Annotated in this window: 27 protein-coding genes; 16 read left to right on the top strand and 11 right to left on the bottom strand. The window is 73.7% G+C overall.

Features of this window, described 5'->3' with window-relative positions; translation table 11 throughout:
• Positions 1–108: 108 nt before the first annotated feature.
• Complete coding sequence (locus ACF9IK_RS17290; RefSeq protein ID WP_395295096.1) at positions 109–1,128, top strand: helix-turn-helix domain-containing protein; 1,020 nt, start codon at positions 109–111, stop codon at positions 1,126–1,128.
• Positions 1,129–1,295: 167 nt separating this feature from the next.
• Here the strand turns inward: ACF9IK_RS17290 and ACF9IK_RS17285 are convergent, their stop codons facing one another.
• The 9 genes from ACF9IK_RS17285 to ACF9IK_RS17245 all read right to left on the bottom strand — a co-directional run bounded on the left by ACF9IK_RS17285 (position 1,296) and on the right by ACF9IK_RS17245 (position 9,198).
• Positions 1,296–3,101, bottom strand: coding sequence for a CocE/NonD family hydrolase C-terminal non-catalytic domain-containing protein (locus tag ACF9IK_RS17285; protein WP_395295095.1), 1,806 nt, complete (start codon positions 3,099–3,101; stop codon positions 1,296–1,298).
• Between the two features lie 143 nt (positions 3,102–3,244).
• Complete coding sequence (locus tag ACF9IK_RS17280) at positions 3,245–4,492, bottom strand: sensor histidine kinase (protein ID WP_395295094.1); 1,248 nt, start codon at positions 4,490–4,492, stop codon at positions 3,245–3,247.
• A gap of 80 nt (positions 4,493–4,572) precedes the next feature.
• The gene (locus ACF9IK_RS17275; protein WP_395295093.1) at positions 4,573–5,409 is read right to left on the bottom strand and encodes a response regulator; all 837 of its coding nucleotides are present in this window, start codon (positions 5,407–5,409) and stop codon (positions 4,573–4,575) included.
• On the bottom strand, positions 5,406–6,344 hold the full coding sequence (locus ACF9IK_RS17270) for a hypothetical protein (protein ID WP_395295092.1): 939 nt from the start codon (positions 6,342–6,344) through the stop codon (positions 5,406–5,408). Before ACF9IK_RS17270 ends, ACF9IK_RS17275 begins: the two co-directional genes overlap by 4 nt.
• Before the next feature lie 186 nt (positions 6,345–6,530).
• Positions 6,531–7,412, bottom strand: a complete 882-nt coding sequence (locus tag ACF9IK_RS17265) for a class F sortase (RefSeq protein WP_395295091.1) — start codon at positions 7,410–7,412, stop codon at positions 6,531–6,533.
• A gap of 52 nt (positions 7,413–7,464) precedes the next feature.
• Positions 7,465–8,010 (bottom strand): hypothetical protein, encoded by a 546-nt coding sequence (locus ACF9IK_RS17260; RefSeq protein ID WP_395295090.1) that lies wholly within the window; start codon positions 8,008–8,010, stop codon positions 7,465–7,467.
• Between the two features lie 291 nt (positions 8,011–8,301).
• Complete coding sequence (locus ACF9IK_RS17255) at positions 8,302–8,574, bottom strand: hypothetical protein (RefSeq protein ID WP_395295089.1); 273 nt, start codon at positions 8,572–8,574, stop codon at positions 8,302–8,304.
• Positions 8,571–8,792, bottom strand: coding sequence for a hypothetical protein (locus tag ACF9IK_RS17250; protein ID WP_395295088.1), 222 nt, complete (start codon positions 8,790–8,792; stop codon positions 8,571–8,573). Before ACF9IK_RS17250 ends, ACF9IK_RS17255 begins: the two co-directional genes overlap by 4 nt.
• A gap of 31 nt (positions 8,793–8,823) precedes the next feature.
• A complete protein-coding gene (locus ACF9IK_RS17245; protein ID WP_395295087.1) occupies positions 8,824–9,198 on the bottom strand; it encodes an ATP-binding protein in 375 nt (124 codons plus the stop codon).
• 317 nt (positions 9,199–9,515) lie between these two features.
• On the opposite strand from ACF9IK_RS17245, the gene ACF9IK_RS17240 reads away from it, so the two are divergent.
• Both ACF9IK_RS17240 and ACF9IK_RS17235 read left to right on the top strand, forming a co-directional pair.
• Positions 9,516–10,364 carry a helix-turn-helix domain-containing protein gene (locus ACF9IK_RS17240; RefSeq protein WP_395295086.1) on the top strand — a complete coding sequence of 283 codons (849 nt, stop codon included), beginning with the start codon at positions 9,516–9,518 and terminating at the stop codon, positions 10,362–10,364.
• 10 nt (positions 10,365–10,374) lie between these two features.
• On the top strand, positions 10,375–10,575 hold the full coding sequence (locus ACF9IK_RS17235; RefSeq protein WP_395295085.1) for a DUF397 domain-containing protein: 201 nt from the start codon (positions 10,375–10,377) through the stop codon (positions 10,573–10,575).
• 158 nt (positions 10,576–10,733) lie between these two features.
• On the opposite strand, the gene ACF9IK_RS17230 is transcribed toward ACF9IK_RS17235, so the two are convergent.
• On the bottom strand, positions 10,734–11,441 hold the full coding sequence (locus tag ACF9IK_RS17230) for an SDR family oxidoreductase (protein ID WP_395295084.1): 708 nt from the start codon (positions 11,439–11,441) through the stop codon (positions 10,734–10,736).
• Between the two features lie 101 nt (positions 11,442–11,542).
• Between ACF9IK_RS17230 and ACF9IK_RS17225 the strand changes: the two genes are divergently transcribed.
• The 11 genes from ACF9IK_RS17225 (at position 11,543) to ACF9IK_RS17175 (ending at position 23,369) form a co-directional block, all read left to right on the top strand.
• A complete protein-coding gene (locus ACF9IK_RS17225; RefSeq protein WP_395295083.1) occupies positions 11,543–12,394 on the top strand; it encodes a helix-turn-helix transcriptional regulator in 852 nt (283 codons plus the stop codon).
• A gap of 220 nt (positions 12,395–12,614) precedes the next feature.
• Entirely contained in the window at positions 12,615–13,214 is a 600-nt protein-coding gene (locus ACF9IK_RS17220) for a hypothetical protein (RefSeq protein ID WP_395295082.1), read from the top strand.
• Between the two features lie 49 nt (positions 13,215–13,263).
• A complete protein-coding gene (locus ACF9IK_RS17215) occupies positions 13,264–14,541 on the top strand; it encodes a sensor histidine kinase (protein WP_395295081.1) in 1,278 nt (425 codons plus the stop codon).
• Positions 14,538–15,215: a response regulator gene (locus ACF9IK_RS17210; RefSeq protein WP_395295080.1), complete on the top strand. Its 678-nt coding sequence runs from the start codon at positions 14,538–14,540 to the stop codon at positions 15,213–15,215. The genes ACF9IK_RS17215 and ACF9IK_RS17210 overlap by 4 nt, the downstream gene beginning before the upstream one ends.
• Before the next feature lie 296 nt (positions 15,216–15,511).
• Positions 15,512–16,894 (top strand): efflux RND transporter periplasmic adaptor subunit, encoded by a 1,383-nt coding sequence (locus ACF9IK_RS17205; RefSeq protein WP_395295079.1) that lies wholly within the window; start codon positions 15,512–15,514, stop codon positions 16,892–16,894.
• On the top strand, positions 16,894–17,712 hold the full coding sequence (locus ACF9IK_RS17200) for an ABC transporter ATP-binding protein (protein ID WP_395295078.1): 819 nt from the start codon (positions 16,894–16,896) through the stop codon (positions 17,710–17,712). Before ACF9IK_RS17205 ends, ACF9IK_RS17200 begins: the two co-directional genes overlap by 1 nt.
• A complete protein-coding gene (locus tag ACF9IK_RS17195; protein WP_395295077.1) occupies positions 17,709–18,920 on the top strand; it encodes an ABC transporter permease in 1,212 nt (403 codons plus the stop codon). The genes ACF9IK_RS17200 and ACF9IK_RS17195 overlap by 4 nt, the downstream gene beginning before the upstream one ends.
• Before the next feature lie 76 nt (positions 18,921–18,996).
• Complete coding sequence (locus ACF9IK_RS17190; RefSeq protein ID WP_395295076.1) at positions 18,997–19,626, top strand: hypothetical protein; 630 nt, start codon at positions 18,997–18,999, stop codon at positions 19,624–19,626.
• 291 nt (positions 19,627–19,917) lie between these two features.
• On the top strand, positions 19,918–20,670 hold the full coding sequence (locus ACF9IK_RS17185; RefSeq protein ID WP_395298600.1) for a response regulator transcription factor: 753 nt from the start codon (positions 19,918–19,920) through the stop codon (positions 20,668–20,670).
• 13 nt (positions 20,671–20,683) lie between these two features.
• A complete protein-coding gene (locus tag ACF9IK_RS17180) occupies positions 20,684–22,180 on the top strand; it encodes a sensor histidine kinase (RefSeq protein ID WP_395295075.1) in 1,497 nt (498 codons plus the stop codon).
• 178 nt (positions 22,181–22,358) lie between these two features.
• Positions 22,359–23,369, top strand: a complete 1,011-nt coding sequence (locus tag ACF9IK_RS17175; protein ID WP_395295074.1) for an LAETG motif-containing sortase-dependent surface protein — start codon at positions 22,359–22,361, stop codon at positions 23,367–23,369.
• Between the two features lie 127 nt (positions 23,370–23,496).
• Here the strand turns inward: ACF9IK_RS17175 and ACF9IK_RS17170 are convergent, their stop codons facing one another.
• Positions 23,497–24,162, bottom strand: coding sequence for a helix-turn-helix transcriptional regulator (locus ACF9IK_RS17170; protein WP_395295073.1), 666 nt, complete (start codon positions 24,160–24,162; stop codon positions 23,497–23,499).
• Positions 24,163–24,219: 57 nt separating this feature from the next.
• Here ACF9IK_RS17170 and ACF9IK_RS17165 point away from each other — a divergent pair, with 57 nt between their 5' ends.
• Positions 24,220–25,107, top strand: coding sequence for an oxidoreductase (locus ACF9IK_RS17165; RefSeq protein ID WP_395295072.1), 888 nt, complete (start codon positions 24,220–24,222; stop codon positions 25,105–25,107).
• Between the two features lie 189 nt (positions 25,108–25,296).
• Positions 25,297–25,680, top strand: coding sequence for a VOC family protein (locus tag ACF9IK_RS17160; RefSeq protein ID WP_395295071.1), 384 nt, complete (start codon positions 25,297–25,299; stop codon positions 25,678–25,680).
• Positions 25,681–26,059 lie beyond the last annotated feature (379 nt).

Below are 26,059 nucleotides of genomic sequence, written 5' to 3'. Positions count from 1 at the left end.
GGGTACGGCAGCAGCCTGCGCGGCGCCGGAGCGCCCACCCAGCCCCCTGCGGAGGGTGGCACTGGCAGGGGCAGGCTCGGCGCTGTCCAACGGTGTTGACTGGGGGTCATGAACGCACCCGAGACACTTCGCGGCCCGGCCGGAGCGACCGGCGTGACCGGAGCGAGCGGCCCGACCGGAGCGCCGGGAGCTGCCGGCCCGGCCGGCGCGGGCGACCTGGGCGGGTTCCTGCGCACCCGCCGGGCCCGGCTGCAGCCCGAGGACGTCGGGCTGGTCGCGTACGGCACCCGCCGCCGAGTGCCCGGGCTGCGGCGCGAGGAGCTGGCGCTGCTGGCGGGCGTCAGCATCACCTACTACACCCGACTGGAGCAGGGGCAGAGCCGGAACGTCTCCGACGAGGTGCTGGACGCCGTCGCCCGGGCGCTGCGGCTGGACGCCGACGAGCACGCGCACCTGCGCAACCTGGCCCGTCCGACCCGCGCTGCGCAGAACCGGGCCGCCGAGCGGCTGGAGCGCGTCCGGCCGGCGGTGCGGCAGCTCATCGGGGCGATGACGGACGTCCCGGCGGTGGTGGTCGGGCGGCGCAACGAGGTGCTGGCCTGGAACCCACTCGGCCATGCCCTGCTGGCCGGCCACCTCGACCCCGCCGCGCCGGACCGCCCGGCCGACCGCCCCAACCTCTCCCGGCTGCTCTTCCTCGACCCGCGGACCCGGGCGCTGTACCCGCGGTGGGAGACCGAGGCACGGGCCCAGGTCGCGTTCCTCCGCCTGGCCGCCGGGCGGCACCCGAATGACCGGCAACTGGCCGAACTGATAGGCGAGTTGTCGATGAAGAGTGCGGAGTTCGCGGCGCTCTGGTCGGGCCACCCGGTGCACGACTGCCTGTTCGGCGCCAAGGAGCTCCGGCATCCGGTGGTGGGCGGGCTGACGCTGGCGTTCGAGGCACTGCCGCTGCCGGAGGCGGCCGGCCACCGGATGCTGCTCTACAGCGCGGCGCCGGGCTCGTCCGCGGAGGCCGGGCTGCGGCTGCTGGCCGCCAGTGCCGCCGGGGGCGCTGCGCTCGGCGCCGGCGTCGGGGTGGCGGACCCGGACCCGTACCTTCTTCAGCGCGGGGACGGCGGCAAGTAGCCGCCGGTGACCCGCGGCCACCGCGCGATCTTCAGGAGCGAGCCCGCACGACTCCCGGTGATCATGCGGTGGCCGTTGCCGTTCCCCCGGCCCCCGGCGGCACCCGTACGGCAGCCCGCCGCGCACCGACTGGCGGGCTGCCGTACGGGCAGTGGAGCCCCGGGGTTTCAGCCCAGTGGCAGCTCCAGCCGGGCCTCGCTCCCGCTCACGGAGCTGATCGTGGTGGTGGTGAGGGCGGGGAGGTCCGAGCCCGCGTAGGAGTACAGCGGGTCACGGCTGTTGATCACCAGGGCGAGGCGGTGCCCGACCGGCAGGTCGTAGGAGACGGCCTGGAGGAGCCAGATGATGGCGGTGTTGACCTTCGGGGTCAGGCCGGTGGCCGTGCAGGGCTCGTGGGTGATGATCCGGGCGGTGCCGTCCGGGGCGACGTCGTACAGGTAGGCGACCACGGTGGCGGCGTCGATGCTGCTGCGCACGGTGAGCCGCACGGTGGCGGCGCCCCGGATCCGGCGGGCCACCTCACCGGAGCCGGTCAGCGGGTCGGTCGACCAGACCAGCAGCCGCTCGCGCTCGAAGTCCGCGAGCTTGTACGTCTCGGGGTTGCCGAACCACTCCCGCTGCCCGGCCTTGAGCAACTCGCCCGCGATGGAGGAGGTCAGAGCGCCGGCCTCGAAGTCCCGTGACCACCCGACGGTCGGCTTGTCGGTCAGCGAGCCGTCACCGGTGTCGCCGACGCCGGTGAGGTACCAGGCCTCGCTGCCGGTGGTGGCCTCGTGCCAGGACGCGTACGTCTCGCGGCGGGCCGGGACGGTGATCAGGTCGGTGCCGCCCGGGATGGCGACCGTCTTGTAGGTGAACATGCTCTGGCTGTTCACCGCCGGCCAGTTCGGCACGTCGTTGGCGACGCCGAGCAGGTGGTGGTCCAGCCACTCGTAGGCCTCCTGCGTCGGCACCGCCAGCCCGGGGAACGGCACCCCGAGTACCAGCCCGGCCAGGCCGGGGCCCTCGGGGGCACCGTGGTCGCCGATCCACAGGTTCAGCCGCTTCGGCACGGTGAGCCGCTCGAAGAGGTCGAGCACCGGGTTGACCGGGAACAGCGTCTCGTGCCAGGTGTTCGAGATGAACGTCGGGATGCCCCGCGCGTTCGTGTGTTCGACGTACGTCTCCGGGGAGCGCTCGGTGCCCCACTCGACCACCTCGTCGAGGTTCCGGCCGCTCAGGAAGTCCTTGAGGAGCTGCTGGGCCCCCTGGTCGAACTTCTCCTCCAGCGGGCCGCCGGTGAAGTCGATCAGCGCCTGCACGGCCTCCAGGTGCCGGGTGTCGTTGTTGTACAGGCTGGTGGCGAGGTTCCCCCAGGTGCTCAGCGCGACCACGGCGTCGACCCGGCCGGCAGGGTCGTGCGCGGCGACCAGTTGGCTGATCCCGGAGCCGTAGGACTCGCCGAGGAAGCCGATCCGGCTGGGCTCCAGGGACTCCTGCGCGTAGTCGATCACATACGAGCCGTCGGCCCAGTCGTTCGGCCCGGCCACGTCGACGAAACCCTCGGACGTCGACAGCCAGCCCTCGATGCCGATGCCGCGCGGGGTGTAGGCGAGCACGTGATAGCCGCGCTGCGCCAACTTGAGGTAGGCGTAGAGGAAAGGCAGCCAGCCGTACGGGTTCCAGCCGGCGGGCACGATCACCACGGGACGCGGGGCGTCGCCGTTCAGCCGGATCCTGAACGCCGACAGCCGGGTGCCGTCGTGCGTGACGATGCGCGGGAGCGCGAAAGTGCCCTTCCGCTGCACCTCGGCCACCAGCTCCGAGAGCTCCGGCGGGAGTTCGACGCCCTCCTCGCCCTGAAGGGAGGCGAGCAGCGCCCTGGACACGTCGACGACGGCCTGGCTGACGCTGTGGCCTGGGCCCCAGATGCCGTTGGTGGCGATGTCGGTGAGCGTCGCTTCGGTGACCGACGAGGTCGGGTCACTGGTCATTCGGAACCACCTTCTCTGAGAACGGATGCCGATCGGCATCGTGATCAGATCGGGGAGAACCAAACTGGCAAGTCATCGACATTCACCACAATTGGTGATGTTGTTGCGATACGAACTCTCGCGCGCCTCGCCTGCGCCACGCACTACGGGACTTGGTGCCGGGCCGGGGCCTCCGCGTGGTCGGGCGGCAGCTCCAGGGTCGCCACCGCGCCGCCGTCCGGGTGGTTGGCGAAGGTCAGGACCGCGCCGATCACCCGTGCGTGGCCCTGGGCGATCGTCAGGCCGAGACCGTGGCCGCGCCCGCGCTCGCGCACGCTCGTCCGGAACCGCTGCGGCCCGTGCCGCAGCAGGTCGTCCGGGAAACCGGGACCGTGGTCACGGACGGTGATCCGCAGGCCCTCCACCTCCAGCCGGACCGGGCCGCCGCCGTGCCGGTCGGCGTTGAGCAGCAGGTTCCCCAGGATGCGGTCCAGCCGCCGCAGGTCGGTGCGCACCGAGGCGTCGGCCGCGGACGGCCCTACGTCGACCTCCACCTCCAGCCCGGTCAGCCCGACGGTCCGGCGCACCGCGCGCTCCAGCGGCACCGCGGACAGGTACGGCGTCTCCGCGTCGGCGTCCAGCCGGGACACCTCCAGCAGGTCCTCGACCAGCGAGCGCAGCGCCTGCACCCGGTTCTGCACGAGCTGGGTGGGCCGGCCCGGCGGCAGCAGCTCGGCAGCGGTGACCAGTCCGGTCAGCGGTGTGCGCAGCTCGTGGGCGACGTCGGCGGTGAACTGCTGCTCGTCCGCCAGCCGGCGGTGCAGCGCCCGGGACATCTGGTCGACGGCCGCCGCGAGGTCGGCGACCTCGTCCCGCCCGTCGACCAGCTCGCCGATCCGGGCGTCCGTCCGCCCGGCGGCGATCCCCCGGGCGGCCGTCGCGGCCGTCCGCAGCCGCCGGCTGATCCGGTCCGCGACCAGCACGCCGACCAGGACCGTCGTGAAGACGGACGCGACGACGGTGATCAGGATGATCCGGTCCAGGTCGGCGATCGCCGTCCGGTCCTGCGTGAAGTCGACCCGGACGGAGAGCACCCGGCCCTGGACGGTGCCGGCCGCCCACATCGCCTCGCCCTCGGGTCCGCCCGCCAGCAACGACCCCTGCCGGCCGGCCGCCGCGAGCGCGCGCAGCCGCGGCGGCAGCGCCGGGTCGTCCAGGGCGGCGGTACGGCCGGAGACCTCCTCGCCGCGCCCGTAGGCGGCCACCGCGGAGTCGAGCGCGGTGAGCGCCGACTCGCGGGCCTGGTCGACGTGCTGGCGGATCATCGCCTGGTGGACGAGCAGGCCGACGGCCACCGCGACCAGGACGGAGATGGCGGCGACGGCGGTGGCGATCTGGCGGCGCAGGGTCATCCGGCGCAGCGTGAGGCGGCGCAGTGGTGCACGCGGTGGCGTCGTGCTCCCGGGCGCCCCCGGCGGCGTGGTTCCCGGCGTCATGCCGGGCGTCGCAGCTTGTAGCCGAAGCCTCGGACGGTCTCGATCCGCCCGGCGCCGATCTTGGCGCGCAGCCGCTGCACGTGGACGTCCACCACTCGGGTGTCGGCGCCCCAGTCGTAGTCCCAGACCCGCTCCAGCAGGGTGGAGCGCTCCAGCACGATGCCGGGTGCGGCGGTGAACTCCAGCAGGAGCCGCAGCTCCGTCGGGGTCAGCGGGACGAGCCGCCCGTGGACGCGGACCTCCATGCTCTCGGTGTCCACCTCCATGCCGTCGAAGCTGCGGACGCTGCTCGGGGCCGGTGCAGTGGGGGCCGGTGCGGTGGGGGCCGGTGCGGGGGGTGCCTCCGCGGCGGGGTCCGTTCCGGCGCGGTCGACGGGCGCGGGTCCGGGCGCGCGGACCGGGGCCACGGCGGCCGGTGCCTCGCTGGCCGGGACCGTGCGGACCCGGCGCAGCACCGTCCTGATCCGGGCCACCAGCACCGCGCTCTCGAAGGGCTTCACCACGTAGTCGTCCGCCCCCGCCTCCAGACCGGACACCACGTCGATCGGATCATTGCGCGCCGACATCATCAGGATCGGCAGCTGGCTCTCCTCGCGGATCCGCCGGCAGAGGCCCACCCCGTCGAGGAGCGGCAGCATCACGTCCAGCAGCATCAGGTCGGGGCGGACGGCGTGGAACGCCTCCAGCCCCTCCAGGCCGTCGGCGGCGGTGGAGACCGGGAAGCCGTAGCGCTCCAGGGCCATCCGGGTGGCCTCCCGGATCACCTCGTCGTCCTCGACGATGAGGATGTGCGGCTGGGCGGCCGGCGCGGTCGCGGGTGCTGCGGGGTTCATGGTCGGGCCTCCGGGGGAGCCGCGGTCGGACGGACGGGCTGGGAAGCGGCGGGGCGCGGGGTGGCGAGCCCCGCACCGCTCTGCGGCCGGGGCGTCGCGGCCCAGCCCGTACCGCCCGGGACCGCGCTGGGCCCGGCCCAGCCCGGGGCGGGCGGATCCACGGGCCGACTGACCTTCGGTCCGGGCGTGCCGGCGGGCGTCGCCTCCGGGTCCGCGGTGTTCCCCTGCCCGGGCCCGGCGATCGGGCCGATGCCCTCGACCCGCTGCTCCAGCAGGCTCAGGCGCGTGCCGTCCCAGCGGTAGTGGCTGCTGGTCCGGGTGGTCACGGTGGTGGGCTCGTGCAACCACAGGTCCGCGCCGACGGTCTCCGCGCCGAACCCCTTCAGCACCTGCACCCGCAGGACGGGCAGCAGGCGGTCGCCGGCCACGGTGTAGACGTGCAGGAACACCGGTCCGGCCGTGCCGACGGCGGCGATCAGCTCGGGTCGGCCGTCACCGGTGAGGTCGCGGAACTCCGGGGTGCGGACCTCGCAACCCCCGCAGCTGTCGAGCGCGCGCCGTTCGTCCTGGCTCACCTCGGGGTCCTTCGCCAGGACGGCACGGACGTCCACGGCGGCGATGTCCGGCCCCGGGACGGTCACGTCGGGGACGGGTTGTGGCGGGGGCTCGGAGGAGCGGCTCGCGCCGGGGGCCGGTGAGGTCGGCGGTGGTGCCACGGCGAGGCCGGACCAGAGCGGCTGGGGCACCGTCGGCGGCGTCACCTGCCGTGCGGGGCCGTGGTCGCGCAGCTCGCCGGGCGCGCCGCAGGCGGTCAGCAGCAAGGCGGCGAGGGCGGCCGGTGCGGCGAGGAGGGCGGAGAGGGCGGTGGTGGCGGGGCGGACCGCCCGTGGGGGCGCGGCGCCGGCCCGGTGGAGGGGCGGGGGTGATGCTGCCACGGCTGATGCTCGTCCTTCTGGTCTGCGGCGGCGCTTCCGGCTTTCGTGCTGCCGGTGCGTGTGATTCTTGCCTGCGGCGGCGCGCCGGTTCGGCTCCGGTGGGTAGGTCGCCGGGTGGCGGCCGACGGTTCCGCCGGGCCACCCGCCCGACGGAACCGCGTGGGTGGGCGGCTGCGCCGGCCCCCCTCAGCCGGTCGGGGCGGCCAGATCCGCCTGGACGATGATGTTGTCCGTCCAGTGGCCGTCGGCGCCGATCCGGCCCCCGCAGGTGATCAGCCGCAGCTCGGGCGCGGCCGTGTCGCCGTACACCGCCTCGGTCGGGAACCGGTCCTTGGCGGCCTGGAGCAGCGCGCGGACCCGGAAGTCCACCGTGCTTCCGTCCGCCCGCCGGACCTGGATCCGGTCGCCGGGCTGCAGCTTCGGCAGGCCACGGAAGACCGCCGGGCCGTGCACGGTGTCGTAGTGCCCGATCAGGACGGCCGGCCCGGCCTCCCCCGGCGTCGGGCCGTTGCGGTACCAGCCGACTTCCTGGGCCCGGTCGGCCGCAGGGACCTCGACCGTGCCGTCGGCGTTCAGGCCGAGGCCGGTGACCGGTGCGTCCACCCCGGCGGCGGGGACGAGCAGGCGGGTCGGCGGCGAGGCCGCGAACGGTCGCGGTGCACCGGTCGCCGTGGTAACCGCGGCGTCGGTGCCGGTCGTGCCGGTGCCGGCTCCCGCCGGCTGGCGGGGGGCCGTGGGCGTGATGCCGTCGGGCTGGTGCGCCGAGGCCTCGATCCGGACCACCGGGGTCTGCCGGCTCGACAGCGCCACGGAGACGCCGAGGACCAGGCAGAGCAGGCCGGCCGCGCCGAAGGCGGTCCGACGCAGTGCGGTCCGGCGCGGGCGGGCCGGGTCGTTCCGGTCGCTCCGGGCCCGGCGGTGGCTCCGAGTACGGGTGCCGCGACGGTCGGCGGGCCGGTCGACGGCCCGGTGCCGGGCAGGGGCCTCCTCGACCTGGTGGTGGGTGGTCGCGTCCCCGGTCCCCGGACGCCCGAGCGGGGCCGGGGCCCCACCACCCCCGCTGCGCACGGGCCCGTACGCAGCAGGGGCGACGGGGCGCCGTGAGGGCCCGGGGCCGGTGTCAGCCGCGCGCACCGGAACGGCGGCGCAGGAGTGCGAAGCCCAGGACGGCGGCGCCGACGGCCGCGACGGCGCCACCGCCGGCCAGCTTGAGGCCGGAGGAGTCGGTCGAGCCGGAGCCGTCGCCGGCCTGGGCGGCGCCCTTGGGCACCTCGCGGACCTGCGGGCTCGCCGTGGCGGGGCCGGAGCCGGATCCGGAACCTCCCGCCGGGCCGGAGCCGGCCTCGGCGGCCCACCCGGTGGGGGCGGAGGCCGGGCGGGAGGCCTTCGGCTGGGGGACGGCGCTCGCGGCCGGGCCGGAGCCGGTCTCGGCGGCCCACCCGGTGGGGGCGGAGGCCGGGCGGGAGACCTTGGGCTGGGGGACGGCGCTCGCAGCCTGGCCGGAGCCTGCGGCCTGGCCGGCGCTGGGGGCTGCCGGCGCGGGCTGCGGGGCGCCGTCGGCCCAGGCCTGCCCGGCGGAGAGGGAGGTCAGCAGTGCGGCCCCGGTCAGGGCGCAGACGGCCAGCACACGGCGGGCGGGCGAGCTGTGGGTACGGCTCCTGGTCATGCGGTGTCACTCCTTCGTCGGGACGCGGGCCCCGGCCGGGCCGGCCGGTGCGTCGTCAGTGACGGTAGGAGTGCCGTGTCGCGGTCCCCGGCCGGCCGCGTCACGGCCGTCCATCGGCTGTGTAACGACCGCCGGGGCGGGCGGATCGACGTCGCCGCGGTGCTCAAGGCCGTGGAGGGCGGCTTCCCCGCTGGACGTGGGCCCTGACGGCCACCGCCCACGCCTGATGCCGACCCGCGAGGCCTTGTTGCCCAGTTGCCCAGTGGGCGAGGGCCCGCCGCGTGTGGCTGTTCAGCTGGGTATGCGGTGTCGTCCGCGAGCGGTGGGCGGGCGGTCGGTCTCGGGGCCGAAGCGGCCGGCCTGCCGGGCGATCCAGGCGTACTCATGGGCGCCGTCGGGGAGTCGGCGCAGTTCCCAGCGTCCGTGAGGGGTGATCGGGGGCGGGGGGCGGTCGTCGTTGACCCTGAGGGCGGTGACGATGCCGAGGGCGACCGTGGCGATCGCCAGGGCGAGGAGGACGGCGAAGACCGCGCCGATCAGGAAGGCGGCGGTGCCGGGCCTCATCGGTGGATCCCGATGACGCGGTGGCCGAGGTGGGCGGCGAGGGTGTGGAGGAGGTCGAGGGCCTGGTCGCGGGTGAGGGGCAGAGCGACGTGTTCGCCGGGGGCGGCGTGGACGTCGAGGTCGACGGCGAAGCGGAGTTGGAGGGCGGCGTCGGGTACGCGCTCGACCGCGAGGTAGGCGGCGGTGGTGCGTTCGACGTGGGGGCTCAGGACGTCCACGGCTGCTCCTCGGTGACCTGGTGGTCGCGGTTCACGCGGCGGCGTCCAGCTCGAACCAGACGAACTTGCCCTTGCCACGCTCGCGCGGGGCCGCACCGAAGCGGTGGGTGAGCGAGCGGACGAGGAACAGGCCCCGGCCGGAGAGCTCGTAGGGGTCGGCGGGGGTGCGGGGTTCGGGGAACAGCGGGTTGTCGTCCGCGACGGAGACGCGGACGGTGCGGCCGGCGAGCAGGACGACGACCACGGTGGGCGCGGGGTTTCCTCCGTGCTTCCAGGCGTTGACGAAGAGTTCGTGCAGGGCGAGCTCGGCGTCGCCGATGAGGTCGGGCGGCCAGCCGGCGGCGGTCAGGGCGTCGCGCAGCGCCTCGCGGGCGGCGGACCAGTCAGGCGGGTTGAAGGCACACACGGGGAACCTCCGGGGGAGAGGTGGAGTGGTGGATTCGTCGTTCACCGGCGGAATCGTCGCCGTGAGCCAGGCCAGGGCGGGGCTGGTTGATGCCACGCGTGGCTGCTCTTCGGTGCACAGGCAGCAGGCGCCTACTGCCCGGGATATGAGCATTACTGACGATCCGTCGGATCGATCTGAGGGTGACCCTACAGCATGGGTATCACCTGTGATACCAGGATTGGATGGATTCACCCTTGAGTGCCGACCCGTCGCCAGGTGGACCCATGTCGGATCATCGCGGCAGACTTGGGTCACATTGGGCAAGGAAGGAAGCCATGCCGCCACGACCAAACCCCACACTCCGTCAGCGCCGCATCGGCGCTGAGCTGCGAAAGATGCGCGAGGCCGCGGGCCTCTCTGCGCCAAGTCTGAGTCGCGCTCTGGGAATCGACAGAACCCAGATCAGTCAGATGGAGTCGGGAAAGGTCGGCTTGAGCCGGGAGCGCCTGCAGTCCTTCGCCGCGGCCTGCAAGTGCATGAACCACCCTCTGGTCGAAGCGCTTGAAGCAATGATCCATGAGCGTTCGAAAGGCTGGTGGGAGGAGTACCGCGGAACCATCCCGGACGGCTTCCTTGAGAACGCGGAGTTGGAGAAGAGCTCGCGCGAGCTGATGATGTGGGTGCTCACCCACATCCCTGGTCCGTGCCAGACCATCAACTACGCATCGGCGGTGTTCGGGCGATTGATTCCCCAACTCCCGCGCCATGAACTGGAGGCGCGGACAGCATTCCGAATGCAGCGGAAGACGGACCTCCGGCGCGACCGGAAGCCACTGACGGCCTTCGTGTATGAGTCCGCCCTGTGGACGAGGTTCGGTGGTGCGCAGGTCCTGAAGGAGCAGCTTGGCTCCCTCCTCGAAGACTCGGAGCAGTCGTGGATGACCATCCGAGTCGTCCCGTTCGACGTCGAAACCTTCCCCGGTGCGGTCGAGAACCTCACCTATGCGTTCGGCTCTGTGTCGGAACTGGACACCATCGAGCTGGAGTCGTCAGGAGGTCCTATCTTCGTCGATGCTGCGAGCGAGCTGGTCAGCTACCGGTCGATCTTCGAGCGTACCGAAGCGGCAGCCCTGAGCGAGAGTGAATCCCGCGACCTGATTCGCAAGGTCGAAAGCGAGTTGTGAGAGGCCGAACATGACCGACATCGAATGGCAGAAGTCTTCGTTCAGTGGTTCCGGCGGCGACTGTCTTGAGGTTCGCAACATCGAAGGGTTGGTCGAGCTTCGTGAGTCCGACGAAGGCGATGTGATCGTCCGCACCACTCCCCTCAAGTTCGCCAAGTTCCTCCAGGGAGTCAAAGCAGGGGAGTTCGACCACCTCGTCCCCGACGCGTAGCAAGCACTCCGGCGGCCCTTCGCTCCGGCCGAGCGAAGGGCCGCCGCGTGTCTGTGCCGTGCCGTGGAGTGGGAAGTCGGGAGAGACCGACTTCCCACTCCGCCCGGGCCATCAGAAGGCGTGATCGTCGGCCGGGGCGGCCGTCGTGGGCGGGCCGGTTACCAGGGCAGCGGGCCCTCGGCGTCGGTGTAGGTGCCGGTGGGGCCGTCCGGGGTGAGGCTGGCCATGCGGACGATGATCTCGGCACCCTGTTCGACGGTCTGGATGCCGGTGTTGCCGTTGAGATCCGTCTTGGTGAAGCCGGGCTCGACGGCGTTGATGCGCATCTTCGGGAACGCCTTGGCGTACTGCACGGTGACCATGTTGACGGCGGCCTTGGAGGCCGGGTAGGCGACGCCGGGGTACGCGTGGGTGGGGGTTCCGGCGGTGGTGACGCGGGTGAGCGAGGCCAGGCCGCTGCTGACGTTGACGACGACGGGGGCGGCGGAGCGCTGCAGCAGCGGGAGGAACGCGTGGGTGACGCGTACCGTGCCGAAGACGTTGGTTTCGAACGTGCTCCGCATCAGGTCGGCGGTGACGTCCGCGGCACCGATGATGCCGTTGTCCTCGGCCCGCTGCTCCACGCCCGCGTTGTTGACCAGCACGTCGAGGCCGCCGCCGGCCTCGACGGTCCTCGCCGCTGCGGCGACCGAGGCGTCGTCGGTGACGTCGAGGACGACCAGCCGCGCACCCAACTGCTCGGCGGCGCGACGCCCGCGCTCGGGGTCCCGGCTGCCGATGTACACGGTGTGTCCTGCGGCGATGAGTTGACGGGCGGTCTCGAAGCCGAGCCCCTTGTTCGCGCCGGTGATCAGTGTTGTGGTCATGCCTCCACGGTGCTGCGCGGCGGTGCCGTCGGCCAGGCGTCCGGTCTTCCTGGGACTGCCGGTACCAGGCACCCGCGGGTGCGGCGGTGCACAGTGGTGGCATGGCGACCACGGAGTTCGGGCGGACGGTGCGGCGCTGGCGTGACCGGGTCCCGCCGGAGGCGGCCGGCCTGCCGGTGGGCGGCCACCGGCGCGCGGCCGGACTGCGCCGGGAGGAGCTGGCGCTGCTGGCCGGGATCTCGGTCGACTATGTCACCCGCCTCGAACAGGGCCGGGCGACCAACCCGTCGGAGCAGGTCGTCGAGGCGCTGGGGCGGGCGCTGCGACTGAACGCGGAGGAGCGTGAGCATCTGTTCCGGGTCGCCGGGCTGGTGGCGCCGGGACGCGGCACGGTGCCCGCCTACATCACGGCCAGCGTGCAACGGATGCTGGACCGGCTGACCGGCACACCCGTCGCGGTCTCCGACGCGGCGTGGACTCTGCTGCTGGCCAATCCGCTCTACACCGCGCTGATGGGTGAACGGCACGGCAAGGAGCGCAACGGGGCGTGGCGGAACTTCCTCGGCGCGGGCAGCCGGGTCCGCCACACGCCGGAGACCCGGCAGGCGTTGGAGACCGCGGTCGTCTCCGACCTGCGGGCGGCGGCGCACCGCTACCCGGCGGACCTGCGGCTGCGGCGTCTGATCGCCGATCTGCGCGGCAACAGCGAGCGGTTCGCCAGGCTGTGGGACTCCGGCGTGGTGGGACACCAGGAAGCCTCGCGCAAGACCATCGACCACCCGCAGGTGGGGTCGCTGACGCTGGACTGCGACGTGCTCAGCGTCGCGGGCAGCGATCTGCGGATCATGGTCTACACGGCCGAACCCGGCAGCGAGGACGCCGAACGGCTGGCGCTGCTGGCGGTGATCGGTACGCAGGCACTGGTGAAAGGCGCCGGTGGAGGCGTCGGGTGAAACCGCCGCAGCGGGTCGGCTCGGCTCCACCTCTGGAACTCCTGGCACCGCTGGGCCACCCTGGCCGTGCTCGCGGATGTCTTCCTCGCCGTCGTCGCCGCCACCCCCTACCGCGGTAGGGGGGTCGGATTGGCTCTGTGGCGTGACGCGCCGGGTGGGGGCCGACTCGTAGCTTTCGAGGTGTCCGCACACGGGTTGTCCAGAGAGTGGGAAGACACCAATGACCGTCATCGCTCCACACGGCACCGGCACCGCCGCAGGGTCCGGCACCGCCGCAGGGTCCGGCACCGGTGCCCCGCGGCTCGGGTTCGCGCGCAGGATCGGGCAGGCCGCCACGCTACTGCCCGTCTCGGTCGCGGCGGTCGGCGCGCTCGCCGCGGGCCGCCCGGACGCGGCGCGCCGCTGGTGGGCCCGGATCGCCGAGCAGGGGCCCGCGCCGACGGCGGAGCGCCGCCCCGGTGCGGCGCGGCTGCTGGCGCACGGGCTGCTGGCGGTGCCGCTGGGGCTGCTGACCCTGATCCCGATCGGCGCGGAGGTGCTGTTCGTGCTGCGCGGGGTGCTGTACCCGCTGGTCGAGCCGGGCCCGTACACCACGTCGTGGGGCGGTCCCTCGACGGGCGGGGCGTGGCTGGCGCACTTCGGCGTGGGCCTGCCGACGGCGGCCGCCGGGCTGGGGCTGCTGTGGTTGCTGCACCGGCTGCACGCACGTCTGGCGGGCGGGATGTGGGGCCACAGGGTCGGCGCCTGGCCCTTCGTGGCGACGGTGGCGGCCCTGGGGGCCGGTGTGCTGCTGGTCAACGCGTGGCTCCACCAGCTGTGACGCGACCGACCGGCGGGCTGCGGTGGTGCCGGCCGTACGATGGCCCGCGATGAAGATCCACTCTGCCGATCTCCCCCTGCGCTCCCTCCCGGCCGTCTTACGCACGGCGGTGTGGAGCGACCTGGCGCGGCCGTCGATCGCCTTCCCCGGCGGCCGCCGGGGCGGCAGGATCCTGACGGCGGTGGTGTGGCTGCTGGCGGTGGCGGTCTACTTCGCCGGCACCCTGGACCTGGCCCAGCACTACCGCCTCGGCTACGGCCCGGCGATGGCGCTGACCGTCGCCCGCGCCGTCCCGCTCGTCCTGGCGCTGAGTCGTCCCCGGGCCGCCTGGTGGACGCAGTTGGCGGCGGTGACCCTGACGGCCGCGCTGGCCGGGCCCTACTCGCCGGCGGAGCCCTGGCCCTGGGCCGTGACCTCGGTGTTCACGCTCGCGGCGACGCTGAGCGTGGTGGGGCTGCGGGCCTCGCGCCGCGCGATCGTGGCGATGTGGTGCGAGGTGCTCGTCGTCGGGGCGGTGTTCGCCCTGACGGTCCCGGCCCGCGGGGGCCTGCCCGCGTTGCTCCCGCCGACGGTGATCCTCGCGGTCGCGGCGGTCACCGTGAACGCGGTGCGCGGCCGGGGCGACGCCCAGGCCCGCCTCGTACTGGCGGAGGAGCGGGGCGCGGTCGAGCAGGCCAGGGCGGCGCTCCTGGCGGAGCGCGCCCGCATCGCCCGGGAGCTGCACGACGTGGTGGCCCACCACATGTCGGTGATCACCGTGCAGGCCGACAGCGCCCCGTACCGCGTCGCCGACGTCTCACCGGGCGCGGCCGAGGAGTTCACCGCGATCGCCGCCGAGGCGCGCAGGTCGCTGGCGGAGATGCGGCGTCTGCTCCACGTGCTGCGCAACGAGGAGTCCCCGGACGGCGAACACTCCCCCCAGCCCGACCTGTCCGACCTGCCCGCTCTCCTGGAGACGACGCGCCGCGCCGGCGTCGACGCCCGCCTGGACGTGGCCGACGACGTGTTGTCGGCCACGGGAATGCCGGCTGCCGTCGCCCTCTCGGCGTACCGCCTGGTCCAGGAGGCGCTGAGCAACGTGGTCCGCCACGCCCCCGGCGCCCGTGCGGACGTCGAGGTGCGGCGGTCCGGCGGCGCCCTGCACGTCAGTGTCGTCAACTCGCCGCCCCGGGACGTGCGCCCGGCCGTGGAGACCCGCGCCGGTGGACACGGTCTGGTCGGCATGCGCGAGCGCGTCGCCATGCTGGACGGCGAGTTCGCCGCCGAACCCCTCGCCGACGGCGGCTTCCGGACGGCCGCCGTCCTGCCACTTCCGGGAACACCGTGACCATCAACGTACTCGTCGTCGACGACCAGGCCATGATCCGCGCCGGCTTCGGCGCCCTGCTCGACGCGCAGCCCGACATCGCGGTGGTCGCCGAGGCGGGCGACGGCGAGGAGGCCGTGGCCCTGTGCGCCGCCCATTGTCCCGACGTCGTGCTCATGGACGTACGCATGCCGGTGCTGGACGGTCTGGAGGCGACCCGCCGCCTCATGAACCCGCCGTCCGGTACCGGGTACCGGCCGCGGGTCCTGATGCTCACCACCTTCGACATCGACGACTACGTCTACGACGCGCTGGCCGCGGGTGCCAGCGGGTTCCTGCTCAAGGACGCCCTGCCCGCCGACCTGATCCAGGCCGTGCGGGTCGTCGCGGCCGGCGAGGCCCTGCTGGCGCCCCGGGTGACCAGGCGCCTGATCGAGGGCTTCGTCCGCAGCCGTCCGGCGGTGTCGAAGGCGCCCGAGCGGCTGAAGGGGCTCACCCCCCGGGAGACCGAGGTCCTCGTCCAGGTCGCCCGCGGCCGGTCCAACGGCGAGATCGCCGCGGAGCTGTTCCTCGCCGAGCAGACCGTCAAGACCCACGTCTCACGGATCCTCGACAAGGTCGCGGCCAGGGACCGGGCCCAGGCCATCGTGTTCGCCTACGAGAGCGGCCTGGTCAGGGTCGGGGAGACCGGCTGAGCCCACCGCCCCCGCGGACCTGGGGGCGGCGTGGCCTCCGCTCGATCGGGGCGGGCCGTCCGCGCGACGGGCCGCGGTGTCCTGCCCGCTCCCGGCGTGACGGGGCGGCGGCCGCCTCCCGGATGGCTGGGGGTGGCTGGGAGGCTGCTGGGAGGTTCACCAACGGTCGGCCTCGCCGCGGCCAAGCCGGCTGCTCGGACGGGGTGGCTCGTGGCGGAATGACCCGATTCGGGTGGTCGGCGTTCTCCCAGCCGGGGCCCAGGAGCTCGAAAGGGCGTCCGGCGAAGCTGTGCGGCATGAAGGTGCTCCCGCGACGGCGTGGTGCCGTCCTCCTGAACTCCGCGCTCGGCGTGGCCCTGGTGGGCGCCGCGGCTCTGGCGTACACGACGCTGGACGGCGGTACCGAGAAGGCGGCCGGCAAGGCCCAGGTCCGGACCGCGACCGTGGCCAAGGGCACGGTCCTGGCCACCGTGTCCGGAACCGGAACCCTGGCTTCGCCGACCGACGCGGCGCAGGACTTCACGACCGGCGGCAGGCTGACCGCGATCAAGGTGGCGGTGGGCGACACCGTGACGAAGGGCCAGGTGCTGGCGACGGTCGACACCACGGCGGCCCAGCAACAGGTGGACGCGGCCAAGGCGGCCCTCACCACGGCCGACGCCAATCTCGACAAGGCGGAGGCCGGGGTCACCACCACGACCACCCAGCAGATCCCGGGCACCGCCCAGCCGTCCGGCGGTGCGGGCGGCAACGGAGCCGGCGGGGGCGCCGGAGGCGGGGAGCGCGGAGCGGGCGCGAGCAGCACGCCCGCTCCGCAGACCACCACGATCACCACCACCAAGGTGGACGAGGCCGCCGTGGCGCAGGCCCGGCAGCAGGTCGCCACCGCGCAGACCAACCTCTCCAACGCCCAGGCCGCCCTCGTCGGGACCACCCTCACCGCCTCGGTGGACGGCACGGTGGCGTCGGTCACCGGCAAGGTCGGCGACACGGTGGGCGGCGGCACGGGCACCACCTCGGGCGCCGCCAAGTCCTCGGGCAGCAGCGCGGGCTCCGCCGCTCCGAGCGGCTTCATCGTGCTGACCAACCCGACCGGGATGCAGGTCACCGCGAACTTCTCCGAGCTGGACTCGCTCAAGCTGAAGAAGGGCGAGGCGGCCACCGTCACCCTGAACGCGCAGTCCGACACCAAGCTCAACGCCACCGTCCTGTCGGTCAGCTCGCTGCCCGTGAGCAGCGGCGGCACCGGCGGCGCGGCCGCCGTCCAGTACGCGGCCACGCTGCAGATCACCGGCGACACCAGCAAGCTCCGCACCGGCCTCAGCGCGACCGTCTCGGTCGTCACCGGTGAGGCCGACAACGCGCTCTCGCTGCCCACCGCGGCGCTGGCCGGGACCGGCAGCAGCCGCACCGCCACCGTGGTGCACCCGGACGGGAGCACCGAGCGGGTCGAGGTCGGCGTGGGCGTCGAGGGCGACACCACCGTCCAGGTGGTCTCCGGGCTGCAGGAGGGCGACAAGGTCGAACTCGCCTCCACGAGCGGCACCAACGGCTTCCCCAACGGCTCCTTCCCGGGAGCGGGCGGCCAGGGCGGCCGCAACGGCGGCGCGGGCGTCGCCGGGTTCGGCGGCGCCGGGGGCGGCGGGGGCGGCGCGGGTCGGGCCGGCGGTAATCGCTGATGGCGCGCCAGATTCCCACCGCCGAGCCGGGATCCGCGCCACCACCGGTGATCCAGATCCGCAGCCTGACCAAGTCGTACGGGCACGGCGACGCCACCGTGCACGCGCTGCACGGGCCGGCCGACCCGGCCACCGGCGGGCCGCTGGGCGTCAGCCTGGACGTCGAGCAGGGCGACTACGTCGCGGTGATGGGCAGTTCGGGCTCCGGGAAGTCCACCCTGATGAACATCCTCGGCTGCCTGGACGTCCCCACCGCCGGCCGCTACCTGCTGGACGGCATCGACGTCGGACACCTGGACGAGCAGCAGCTCTCCCTGGTCCGCAACCGCAAGATCGGCTTCATCTTCCAGTCCTTCAACCTCGTCCCCCGCACCACCGCGCTCGCCCAGGTCGAGCTGCCGCTCGCCTACGCGGGCGTGCGCGCCGCCGAGCGGCGGCGCAGGGCACTGGCCGCACTCTCGCTGGTCGGTCTGGCCGAGCGTGCCGGGCACCGCCCGAACGAGCTCTCCGGCGGCCAGCAGCAGCGCGTCGCGGTGGCCCGCGCACTGGTCACGGCGCCGGCGATGCTGCTCGCCGACGAGCCCACCGGCAACCTGGACAGCCGCTCCACCGAGGAGGTGCTCGCGATCATCGACGGCCTCAACGCGACCGGTCGCACGGTGGTCCTGATCACCCACGAGGACGAGGTCGCGCGGCACGCCAAGCGGGTGATCCGGCTGGTCGACGGCGCGATCATCAGCGACGTCCGGCAGGCCCCGGTGGACGGTCCCCCGCCCGCGCTGCGCCCGGCGGCCGACGTCCGGGGGGTGCTCGCGTGATCCTCTGGCAGATGCTCCGCTTCGCCGTCGGCGGCCTGGCGGCCAACAAGGTGCGCTCCGCCCTGACCATGCTCGGGGTGCTGATCGGTGTCGCCTCGGTGATCCTGCTGCTCGCGGTCGGCAACGGCTCCTCCGAGGCGGTCAAGGAGTCGATCACCTCGCTCGGCACCAACTCGCTGACCGTCAGCTCCGGTTCCTCCTTCGGCGGGGCGCGGACGGCGTCCGCCGCCAAGAAGCTCACCGTCGCCGACGCCAAGGCGCTGGCGAGCGACCCGGACACCACGGCGATCAAGTCGGTCGCCCCGGTCGTCACCGCCTCCGGCACCGCGCTGTACGGGGACATCTCGTACACACCCGGCTCGATCGTCGGCACCTACCCCGCCTACTTCGAGACCGCGAACCAGCGGATCGGCCACGGCGAGTACTTCTCCAACGACGACGTGCTCGGCTCCCGCAAGGTCGCCGTGCTCGGCGCCACCACCGCCAAGCAGCTGTTCGCCACCGCCGACCCGGTCGGCAAGCAGATCACCGTCGGCGGCACGCCGCTCACCGTGGTCGGCGTGCTCCAGGCCAAGGGCGGCACCGGCTTCACCGACCCGGACGACGTGGTGATCGCCCCGCTGCCGACGGTGCAGAACGCCTTCACCGGCTTCGGCTCGGTCAACCAGATCCTGGTGCAGGCCACCTCCGCGGACACCACCACCACGGCGCAGTCCGAGATCACCCGGGTGCTGCTCGGCACCCACGCGATCGCCGACCCGAGCAAGGCGGACTTCCGGATCAGCAACCAGGCCTCGTTGCTCACCGCCCGCGAGTCCACCACGAAGACCTTCACCGTGCTGCTGGGCGCAGTGGCCGCGATCTCGCTGCTGGTCGGCGGGATCGGCATCACCAACATCATGCTGGTCACCGTCACCGAGCGGACCAGGGAGATCGGCATCCGCAAGGCGCTCGGCGCGCCGCGCGGGGTGATCCTCGGGCAGTTCCTGACCGAGTCCACCCTGCTGTCGGTGATCGGCGCCGGGCTCGGCGTGCTGGTCGGGATCGCCGGCTCGCACTTCGACATCGTCGGCATCAAGCCGGTGGTGATCCCCGAGTCGGTGCTCGGCGCCTTCGGCATCGCCGTCGCGATCGGGCTGTTCTTCGGCAGCTACCCCGCCAACCGGGCCGCCTCGCTGCGCCCGATCGACGCCCTCCGTCACGAGTGATCCGGCGCAGTCCGCACACCGGGGCGTGTCCGACACGCCCCGGGCCCGAGTAGCCCACGAGTAGGACGAGACACCCATGAGCAACGAGATCGAGCCGAGCACCCCGGCCGAGCAGGTCGTCCTGCTCTCCACCGCGCCGGACGCCCGGGACGTCACCGCGGAACTGGCCGCGCCCCCGCGACGCAAGCTGCCCTGGCTGAGCCTCGCCCTGGGGGGTGCGGTGATCGCCACGGCCGCCTTCGCGGGCGGCGTCTGGTACGAGAAGGACAACGGCTCCGGCGGGTCCGGCCGGGCGGTGGCCGGCGGCCAGCAGCCCCGCGGGACCGGTGCGACCCCCGGTGCCCCCGGCCAGAACGGCGGCCGCCGGGGCGGCCAGGGCGGTCAGGGCAACGGCCAGGGCGGTCAGGGCGGTTTCACCCGCGGCACCGTCAAGGCCGTCGACGGCACCACCGTCTACCTCACCGACGCCAACGGCAACACCGTCAAGGTCACCACCGGCGACGCGACGAAGGTCCAGCTCAACAAGGAGGGCAAGGTCGCCGACCTGCAGCCGGGCCAGAGCGTGACCGTCGTCGGCACCCCCGACGCCAACGGTGGCTACGCGGCCAGCCAGCTCGTCGAGGGCGGCACCGGCTTCGGCGGGGCGGGCGGCTTCGGCGGCTTCCCGGGCGGCGGAGGGGGCAACCGGACCGCGTCCGGCGGCTGACCCCGCAGCCCCCGGACGCCCGTGCGGCCCGGCCGGACCTTCCGGCGGCCGGGCCGCACGACCCCGCCCGCGGCAGGGCGGGCAGCCCTCCCGGAACGGCCGCCGCCCGTGCGCACACCACCGAACCAGCCCCGGCGGGCTTGTTCGCGCAAAACCGCCCGATAAGGTGTTAATCCAACATTCATCGACGGCGCATAGCCTCGGCGGGCTAGCCTCAAGCTGAACGTCATCGTCCGACCGGGAGGCGGAACCCCCGTGCAAGGCACTGTGTCCACACCAGGCGGCTCCGCGGTGGCCGGCGGCCCGGGGGAGGCGTTCCTCCTCGTCGTCGACGACGAACCCAACATCCGCGAGCTGCTCTCCGCCTCGCTGCGCTTCTCCGGTTTCCGGGTCGCCTCCGCCGCCACCGGCGCCGAGGCGCTCGACCTGATCGCCGCCGACCGCCCCGACCTGGTCGTCCTCGACGTGATGCTGCCCGACCTCGACGGCTTCACCGTGGTCGAGCGGCTGCGCGAGCAGACCAGCCGCGGCCAGATCGCCCGCCCCGCGCACGGCCACTCCGGCGACCACCTGCCGGTGCTCTTCCTCACCGCCAAGGACGGCGTCGGCGACAAGGTCCAGGGCCTCGCGGCCGGCGCGGACGACTACGTCACCAAGCCGTTCAGCCTGGAGGAGCTGATCGCCAGGATCCGCGCCATCCTGCGCCGGGCCGGCGGCCCCGCCGAGGACGGCCGACTGGTCGTCGCCGACCTCACCCTCGACCCGATCGCCCACGAGGTCACCCGCGGCGGCACCCCCGTCGCACTCTCCCCCACCGAGTTCAAGCTGCTGCACTACCTGATGGCCAACGTCGGCCGGGTGGTCTCCAAGGCGCAGATCCTCGACCACGTCTGGGCCTACGACTTCGGCGGCGACCTCTCCATCGTCGAGTCCTACATCTCCTACCTGCGCCGCAAACTCGACTCGGGCCCGACCCACGGCCCCAAGCTGATCCACACCGTGCGCGGCATCGGCTACGCCCTGCGCCGGCCTCACCAGACCTGACGGAACCGCCCCGATGCTCACCCGGCTGTCCCTGCGCGCCCGGCTGCTCGTGCTCGCACTCGCGCTGGTCACCACCGGTCTCGCCGTCAGCGACACCGTGGTTCTCGGTACCGTCCGGATGCAGCTGGTGCAGCGGCTGGACGAGCAGCTGCAGCGCTTCGGCGAGCCGCTGTCGAAGCGCGCCCCGGGCCGGACCACCTGGCCCGAAAGCCGGCAGCCGTCGGTCGCCGGCAAGCGGTCCGCCCCCAACTACCTGGCGGCGCTGCCCAGCCAGTACCTGGTGCAGTACCTCTCCGCGGACGGCCGGGTGCAGCAGGTCGTCCGCCAGCCGGTCAACGAGAACGACCCGGCGCCGCAGCTGGCCGGGCTCGACCCGGCCGCCGCCTCCCCCGGAACCCCCTTCGACCTGCCCGACCAGCGCGGCCGCACCTCCTGGCGGGCGGTGGTCCTGCCGCTCCAGCGGTCGGCCGCCCCGGCCAGCGTCTTCGCCAGCCCGACTCCCAACGCCGCGTACCTGATGGTGGCCGTCTCGCGCGAGGACATCGACGCCACCGTGGCCCGGCTGCGCACCTCCTTCCTGGCGATCGGGGGCGCCGTCCTGGTGCTGATCGCGGCGCTCGGCTTCTTCGCCGTCCGGGCCGGACTGCGGCCGCTGCGCCGGATCGAGGAGGGGGCCGCGCTGATCGCCTCCGGCGAGCTCTCGCACCGGATGCCCGCGCTCCCGCCGCGCACCGAGGTCGGCCGGCTGTCCATCGCGCTGAACGGCATGCTCACCCAGATCGAGGCCGCGTTCGCGGCCCGGGCCGAGTCCGAGGCACGGATGCGGCGGTTCGTCGCCGACGCCTCGCACGAGCTGCGCACCCCGCTGGCCGGCATCCGCGGCTTCGCCGAGCTGTACCGGATGGGCGCGCTGCCCACCGAGGCGGACGTCACCCGGACGATGTCCCGGATCGAGAACGAGGCGGTCCGGATGGGCGCCCTGGTCGAGGACCTGCTGGTGCTCGCCCGGCTCGACGAGGAGCGCCCGCTCGACGTCGCCCCGATGGACCTGCGCACCCTCGCCGCGGACGCCCTGCACGACCTCGTCGCCCTGGACCCGTCCCGTCCGGTCGCCCTCACCGGCCCGGCCGGCGACGGCTCGCCCGGCCCGGCGCCGGTCCTCGGGGACGAGGCGCGGCTGCGCCAGGTGGTGACCAACCTGGTCGGCAACGCGGTCAAGCACACCCCGCCGGGGACCGCGGTGCGGATCGGCGTCGGCACCGACCCGGACGGCCTCTGCCTGCTGGAGGTCGCCGACTCCGGTCCGGGACTCACCACCGAGCAGGCCGCCCTGGTCTTCCACCGCTTCTACCGCGTCGACGCCTCGCGCAGCCGTCACGACGGCGGCGGGGCCGGCCTGGGCCTCGCCATCGCGACCGCCCTCACCCACGCCCACGGCGGCACCCTCACCCTCCACACCGCTCCCGGCCGGGGGGCCACCTTCCGTCTGGAGCTGCCCCGACAGCGCTGACGCGGGACCTGGCGGGGCGTCAGCGTGGTTCTGATCCAGGAAACCTGACGGTCGTTCCGCTGCCGGGAACCGGCATGGAGCGTACGGAATCCGTATGCCTATGATCGGGCCGCCGAGCGGGAATCGCCGCTCCGACAACGGCTTCCGCCGTTTCTTGTCGACCCTTGAAGAGGTCATCGTGAAGCTCCGCCGTGCCCTGGTCACGGCTGCCATGGTCGCCGCCGTGATCTCGCCCAGCGCGGTCCTCTCCGCGAGCCGTGCCTTCGCGGCGCCGGCGCCGGCGCCGGCGGCTCAGACCCCGTCCGTCGCCGCCCTGGAGCAGGCCGCCGCCGAGGCCGCGAAGGCGTACGACGCGGCCGTGGCCGCCGAGGCCGCCCAGCAGGCCAAGGTCAACGCCTTCATGGCCGACTCGCAGCCCTACCTGGGCAAGGTCGAGGCGGTCCGGGCCGCGGCCAAGCAGGCCGCGGACGCCAAGGCCGCCGCGGACAAGGCGCTCGCCGCCGCCCAGGCCGAGACCGCGAAGCTCGACGACCCGACCACGTCGGAGGACGAGCGGGTCGCCATCCTGACCCGCCTGCACAAGGCCACCGAGGCCGCCAAGGCCGCCGCCGCGGCGAAGACCGCCGCGGACACCGCGCTCAAGGCCGCGGGCGATGCCCTCGACGACGCCCGGGTCGCCGAGCTGCGCAAGCTGTTCCAGCTGGGGGAGGCCAAGAAGGCCGCTGCCACGGCCAAGGCGGACGCCGACAAGGCGCTCGCCGACGCCCGGGTGGCCGCGGCCCGACCCACCCCCACCCCCACCCCGACCACCGGCGGTGAGCCGGCGCCGGCCACCGGTACGGACGCGGGTGCCGGCTCGGGCACCGGTGCGGTGACCCCGGTCGCGGAGACCGGTACGGGCGTCACCGGCACGAGCACCGGCACGTCGAACGACAGCGGTTCGACCGGCACCGGCGGTTCGACCGGCACCGGCGGCGCGGCCGCCGCTGCCAAGACCGGCGCCACCAAGACCGGCACTGGCACCGGCACCGGCACCACGGCCGCCGGCACCACGGCCACCGCGGGCGAGCTGGCCGAGACCGGCTCCAACCCGGCCACCCCGTACCTCGTGCTGGGCGCCGGCCTGGCGATCAGCCTGGGCGCCGCGGCCGTCCACGTCTCCCGCCGCAAGGCGGGTCAGTCCGCCTGATCACCGCGTTCGCGCCCGATCGGGGGACGGACGCGGACCCGGCGCCGCGGGGAGGTCCGAACACGGGCCTCCCCGCGGCGTTCCGGTCTGCCTCGGGCGCCGGCGGCGAAGGCCCGGTGCCGTCGGTTCACTGCGGGCCGTCGGGCTGGAAGTCCCGGGCGAGGAGGCCGGCCTGGAAACGGGAGTTGGCGCCGAGCGTGACCATCAACTCGGCGACCCGGCGGCGGTAGGTCCGCAGGGAGAGGCCGAGCAGCCGGGCCCCGGTCTCGTCGGTGTGCCCGGCGGCGAGGGCCTGGAGGATCTGCCGGGCCTGGTCGGTGAGGAGCGGCGGGGCCGCGGTGCAGTCGGCGAGGTCGGTGGCCGTCTCCCAGGTGGCGCGGAAGAGCGAGCGCACGCCGTCGACCACCTCCGGCGTCCGGACCACGGTGAAGGTGCGCACGCCGCGGACCGGAGCACCGGCGAGGATCGCGGTGCGCCGGTCGATGATGATCGCCTCGCGGGCGAGCGGCCCGTCGGAGATCCGGACCTCGATGCCGGAGGCGGCGATCCGCAGCAGCCGCTTGTGCGACTCCGGGTCGGCGAGCGCGCGCCGGGTGTAGAGCTTGCGCATGGTGAGGCCGGGGACGACGTGGGGGCGCTTGCCCTCGCGGAAGGCGGCGTTGACCCCGGTCGACCAGGTCATCAGGTCGGCGGCGGCGACCAGGAACTCCTCGCGCGAGGCGACGAACAGGTGACCGACCCGCTGGACGAGCTCCTGTTCTCCGTGCAGGGTGATGATCCGATCGGTACTCATGGCAGCAAACTGCCAGATCGGCGAGGGGGATGGCGAGTCCGCCGGAGGCTTGAGGCCATGACGATCTCACCTCATGTCACCGTGTCCGGCTCCCTCCTCCTCGGCGGCGATCTCCCGGTGTCCCGGATGGGCTTCGGGGCGATGAAGCTGCCGATGCGGGACTGGCAGGGCCCGGCCTGCGACCCCGAGCAGAGCCGTGCGGTGCTGCGCCGGGCCGTGGATCTCGGCATCGACCACATCGACACGGCCTGGTTCTACTTCTACGAGGACGTCTTCGCCAACGTCCTGATCCGTGAGGCCCTCCACCCGTACCCGGAGAACCTGGTGATCGCCACCAAGGTCGGTCCGGGCCGTTTCCCCGACGGCACCTGGATGGACCCGGCCGACCGCACCGGGCTGCGCGAGGCCGTCCACCGCAACCTGCGCGAGCTGGCCGTGGACCGTCTCGACGTCGTCTACCTGCGGCGGATGCCCAGTCAGAGCTCGATCGCCGAGCCCTTCGCCGCGCTGGCCGAGCTGCGCGAGGAGGGGCTGATCCGGCACCTCGGCGTCAGCAACGTCAACGCGGCCCAGCTCGCCGAGGCGGAGGAGATCGCCCCGGTGGTCGCGGTGCAGAACAAGTTCAGCGTGCTGGAGCACAGCGCCGCCGACGCGGCGCTGGTCGAGGACTGCGCAGACCGCGGCATCGGCTTCGTCCCCTTCTACCCGCTGGGCGGCACGGGCGTGCCGGACCACCCGGTGCTCCGGGCGGTGGCCGAGCGCCACGGCGCCACCCGCGCCCAGGTGATGCTGGCCTGGCTGCTCGCCGCCGCCCCGACCGTCCTGGCGATCCCGGGCACCTCCTCCCCGGCACACCTGGAGGAGAACGTCGCCGCCGCCTCGGTGCGGCTCGGCGAGGACGACCTCGCGGAGCTCGGTGCCGTCACCCGGGGGCCGGCTTCCTAGCCGTCCCCCCGACGATGGTTCGCATCGTCCGCACGGGAAGGAAGCCCGGACGGGAGGAGATCACCCCCGCCCGGGCGGGGGCGCGGACCGGGGCAGACCCTAGGATCACGGGTACGGCATCGCGTGTCGGTCACCGGCTGGGTGAGGCATGGAGGTAGCCCGTGAGTGCCTTACGGAGGCATTCGAAGCATGACAGTCCAGTTCGATCACACGATCGTCCACGCCCGGGACAACCGGGAGTCCGCCGCGTTCCTGGCGGGCATCCTCGGCCTTGAGGTCGGGCCGGAGTGGGGGCCGTTCGTCCCCGTGGCCGTCGACAACGGCGTCACTCTCGACTTCGCGAGCGTTCCGGCGGAGTCCGTCGTCCCGCAGCACTACGCCTTCCTCGTCTCGGACGAGGAGTTCGACGCGGCGCTCGCCCGGATCACGGCCGACGGCGTCACGTACTTCGCCGATCCCGCCATGAAGCTGGTCGGCGAGATCAACCACCACCACGGCGGCCGGGGCCTGTACTTCCTCGACCCGGCCGGCCACGGCATGGAGATCATCACCCGCCCGTACGGCAGCCACTAGGACGGAAACCGCGGCCGGGCGACCGCCCCGTCCGCGTGACCGGACCGTCCGCGTGACCGGACCGTCCTGCCGATCGGCCTCAGCGGCCGCCCGGTAGGACGGTCCGGCCGTTCCGGCGGCTGTCAAGCGCCGGATCGGCCAAGATCATCCCCCGGTTCGCCCGGCCGCTCGTTGTGGGCGCCGGGGCGACTTCGCAGACTGTGCGCACGGCATCGCTGCCGGTCAGCGGCCGGTTCAGCCCCACCCCGCCCGCAATCCGCCCGTAAGCATGATGGATACTGGCCCTTGTGAACGTGTTCACGTTCACAAGCGGGCAAGCTTGCGCTGATGAGCAGCGGTCTACGGCTAGAGATGACGTTTCTGAAGTTTGTCCGGTAAG

The organism is Kitasatospora hibisci (genome assembly GCF_043950205.1).
Taxonomy (GTDB): domain Bacteria; phylum Actinomycetota; class Actinomycetes; order Streptomycetales; family Streptomycetaceae; genus Kitasatospora; species Kitasatospora hibisci.
Note: the sequence above shows the minus strand (reverse complement) of the source record. Positions and strands in the feature narration are given on the sequence as shown.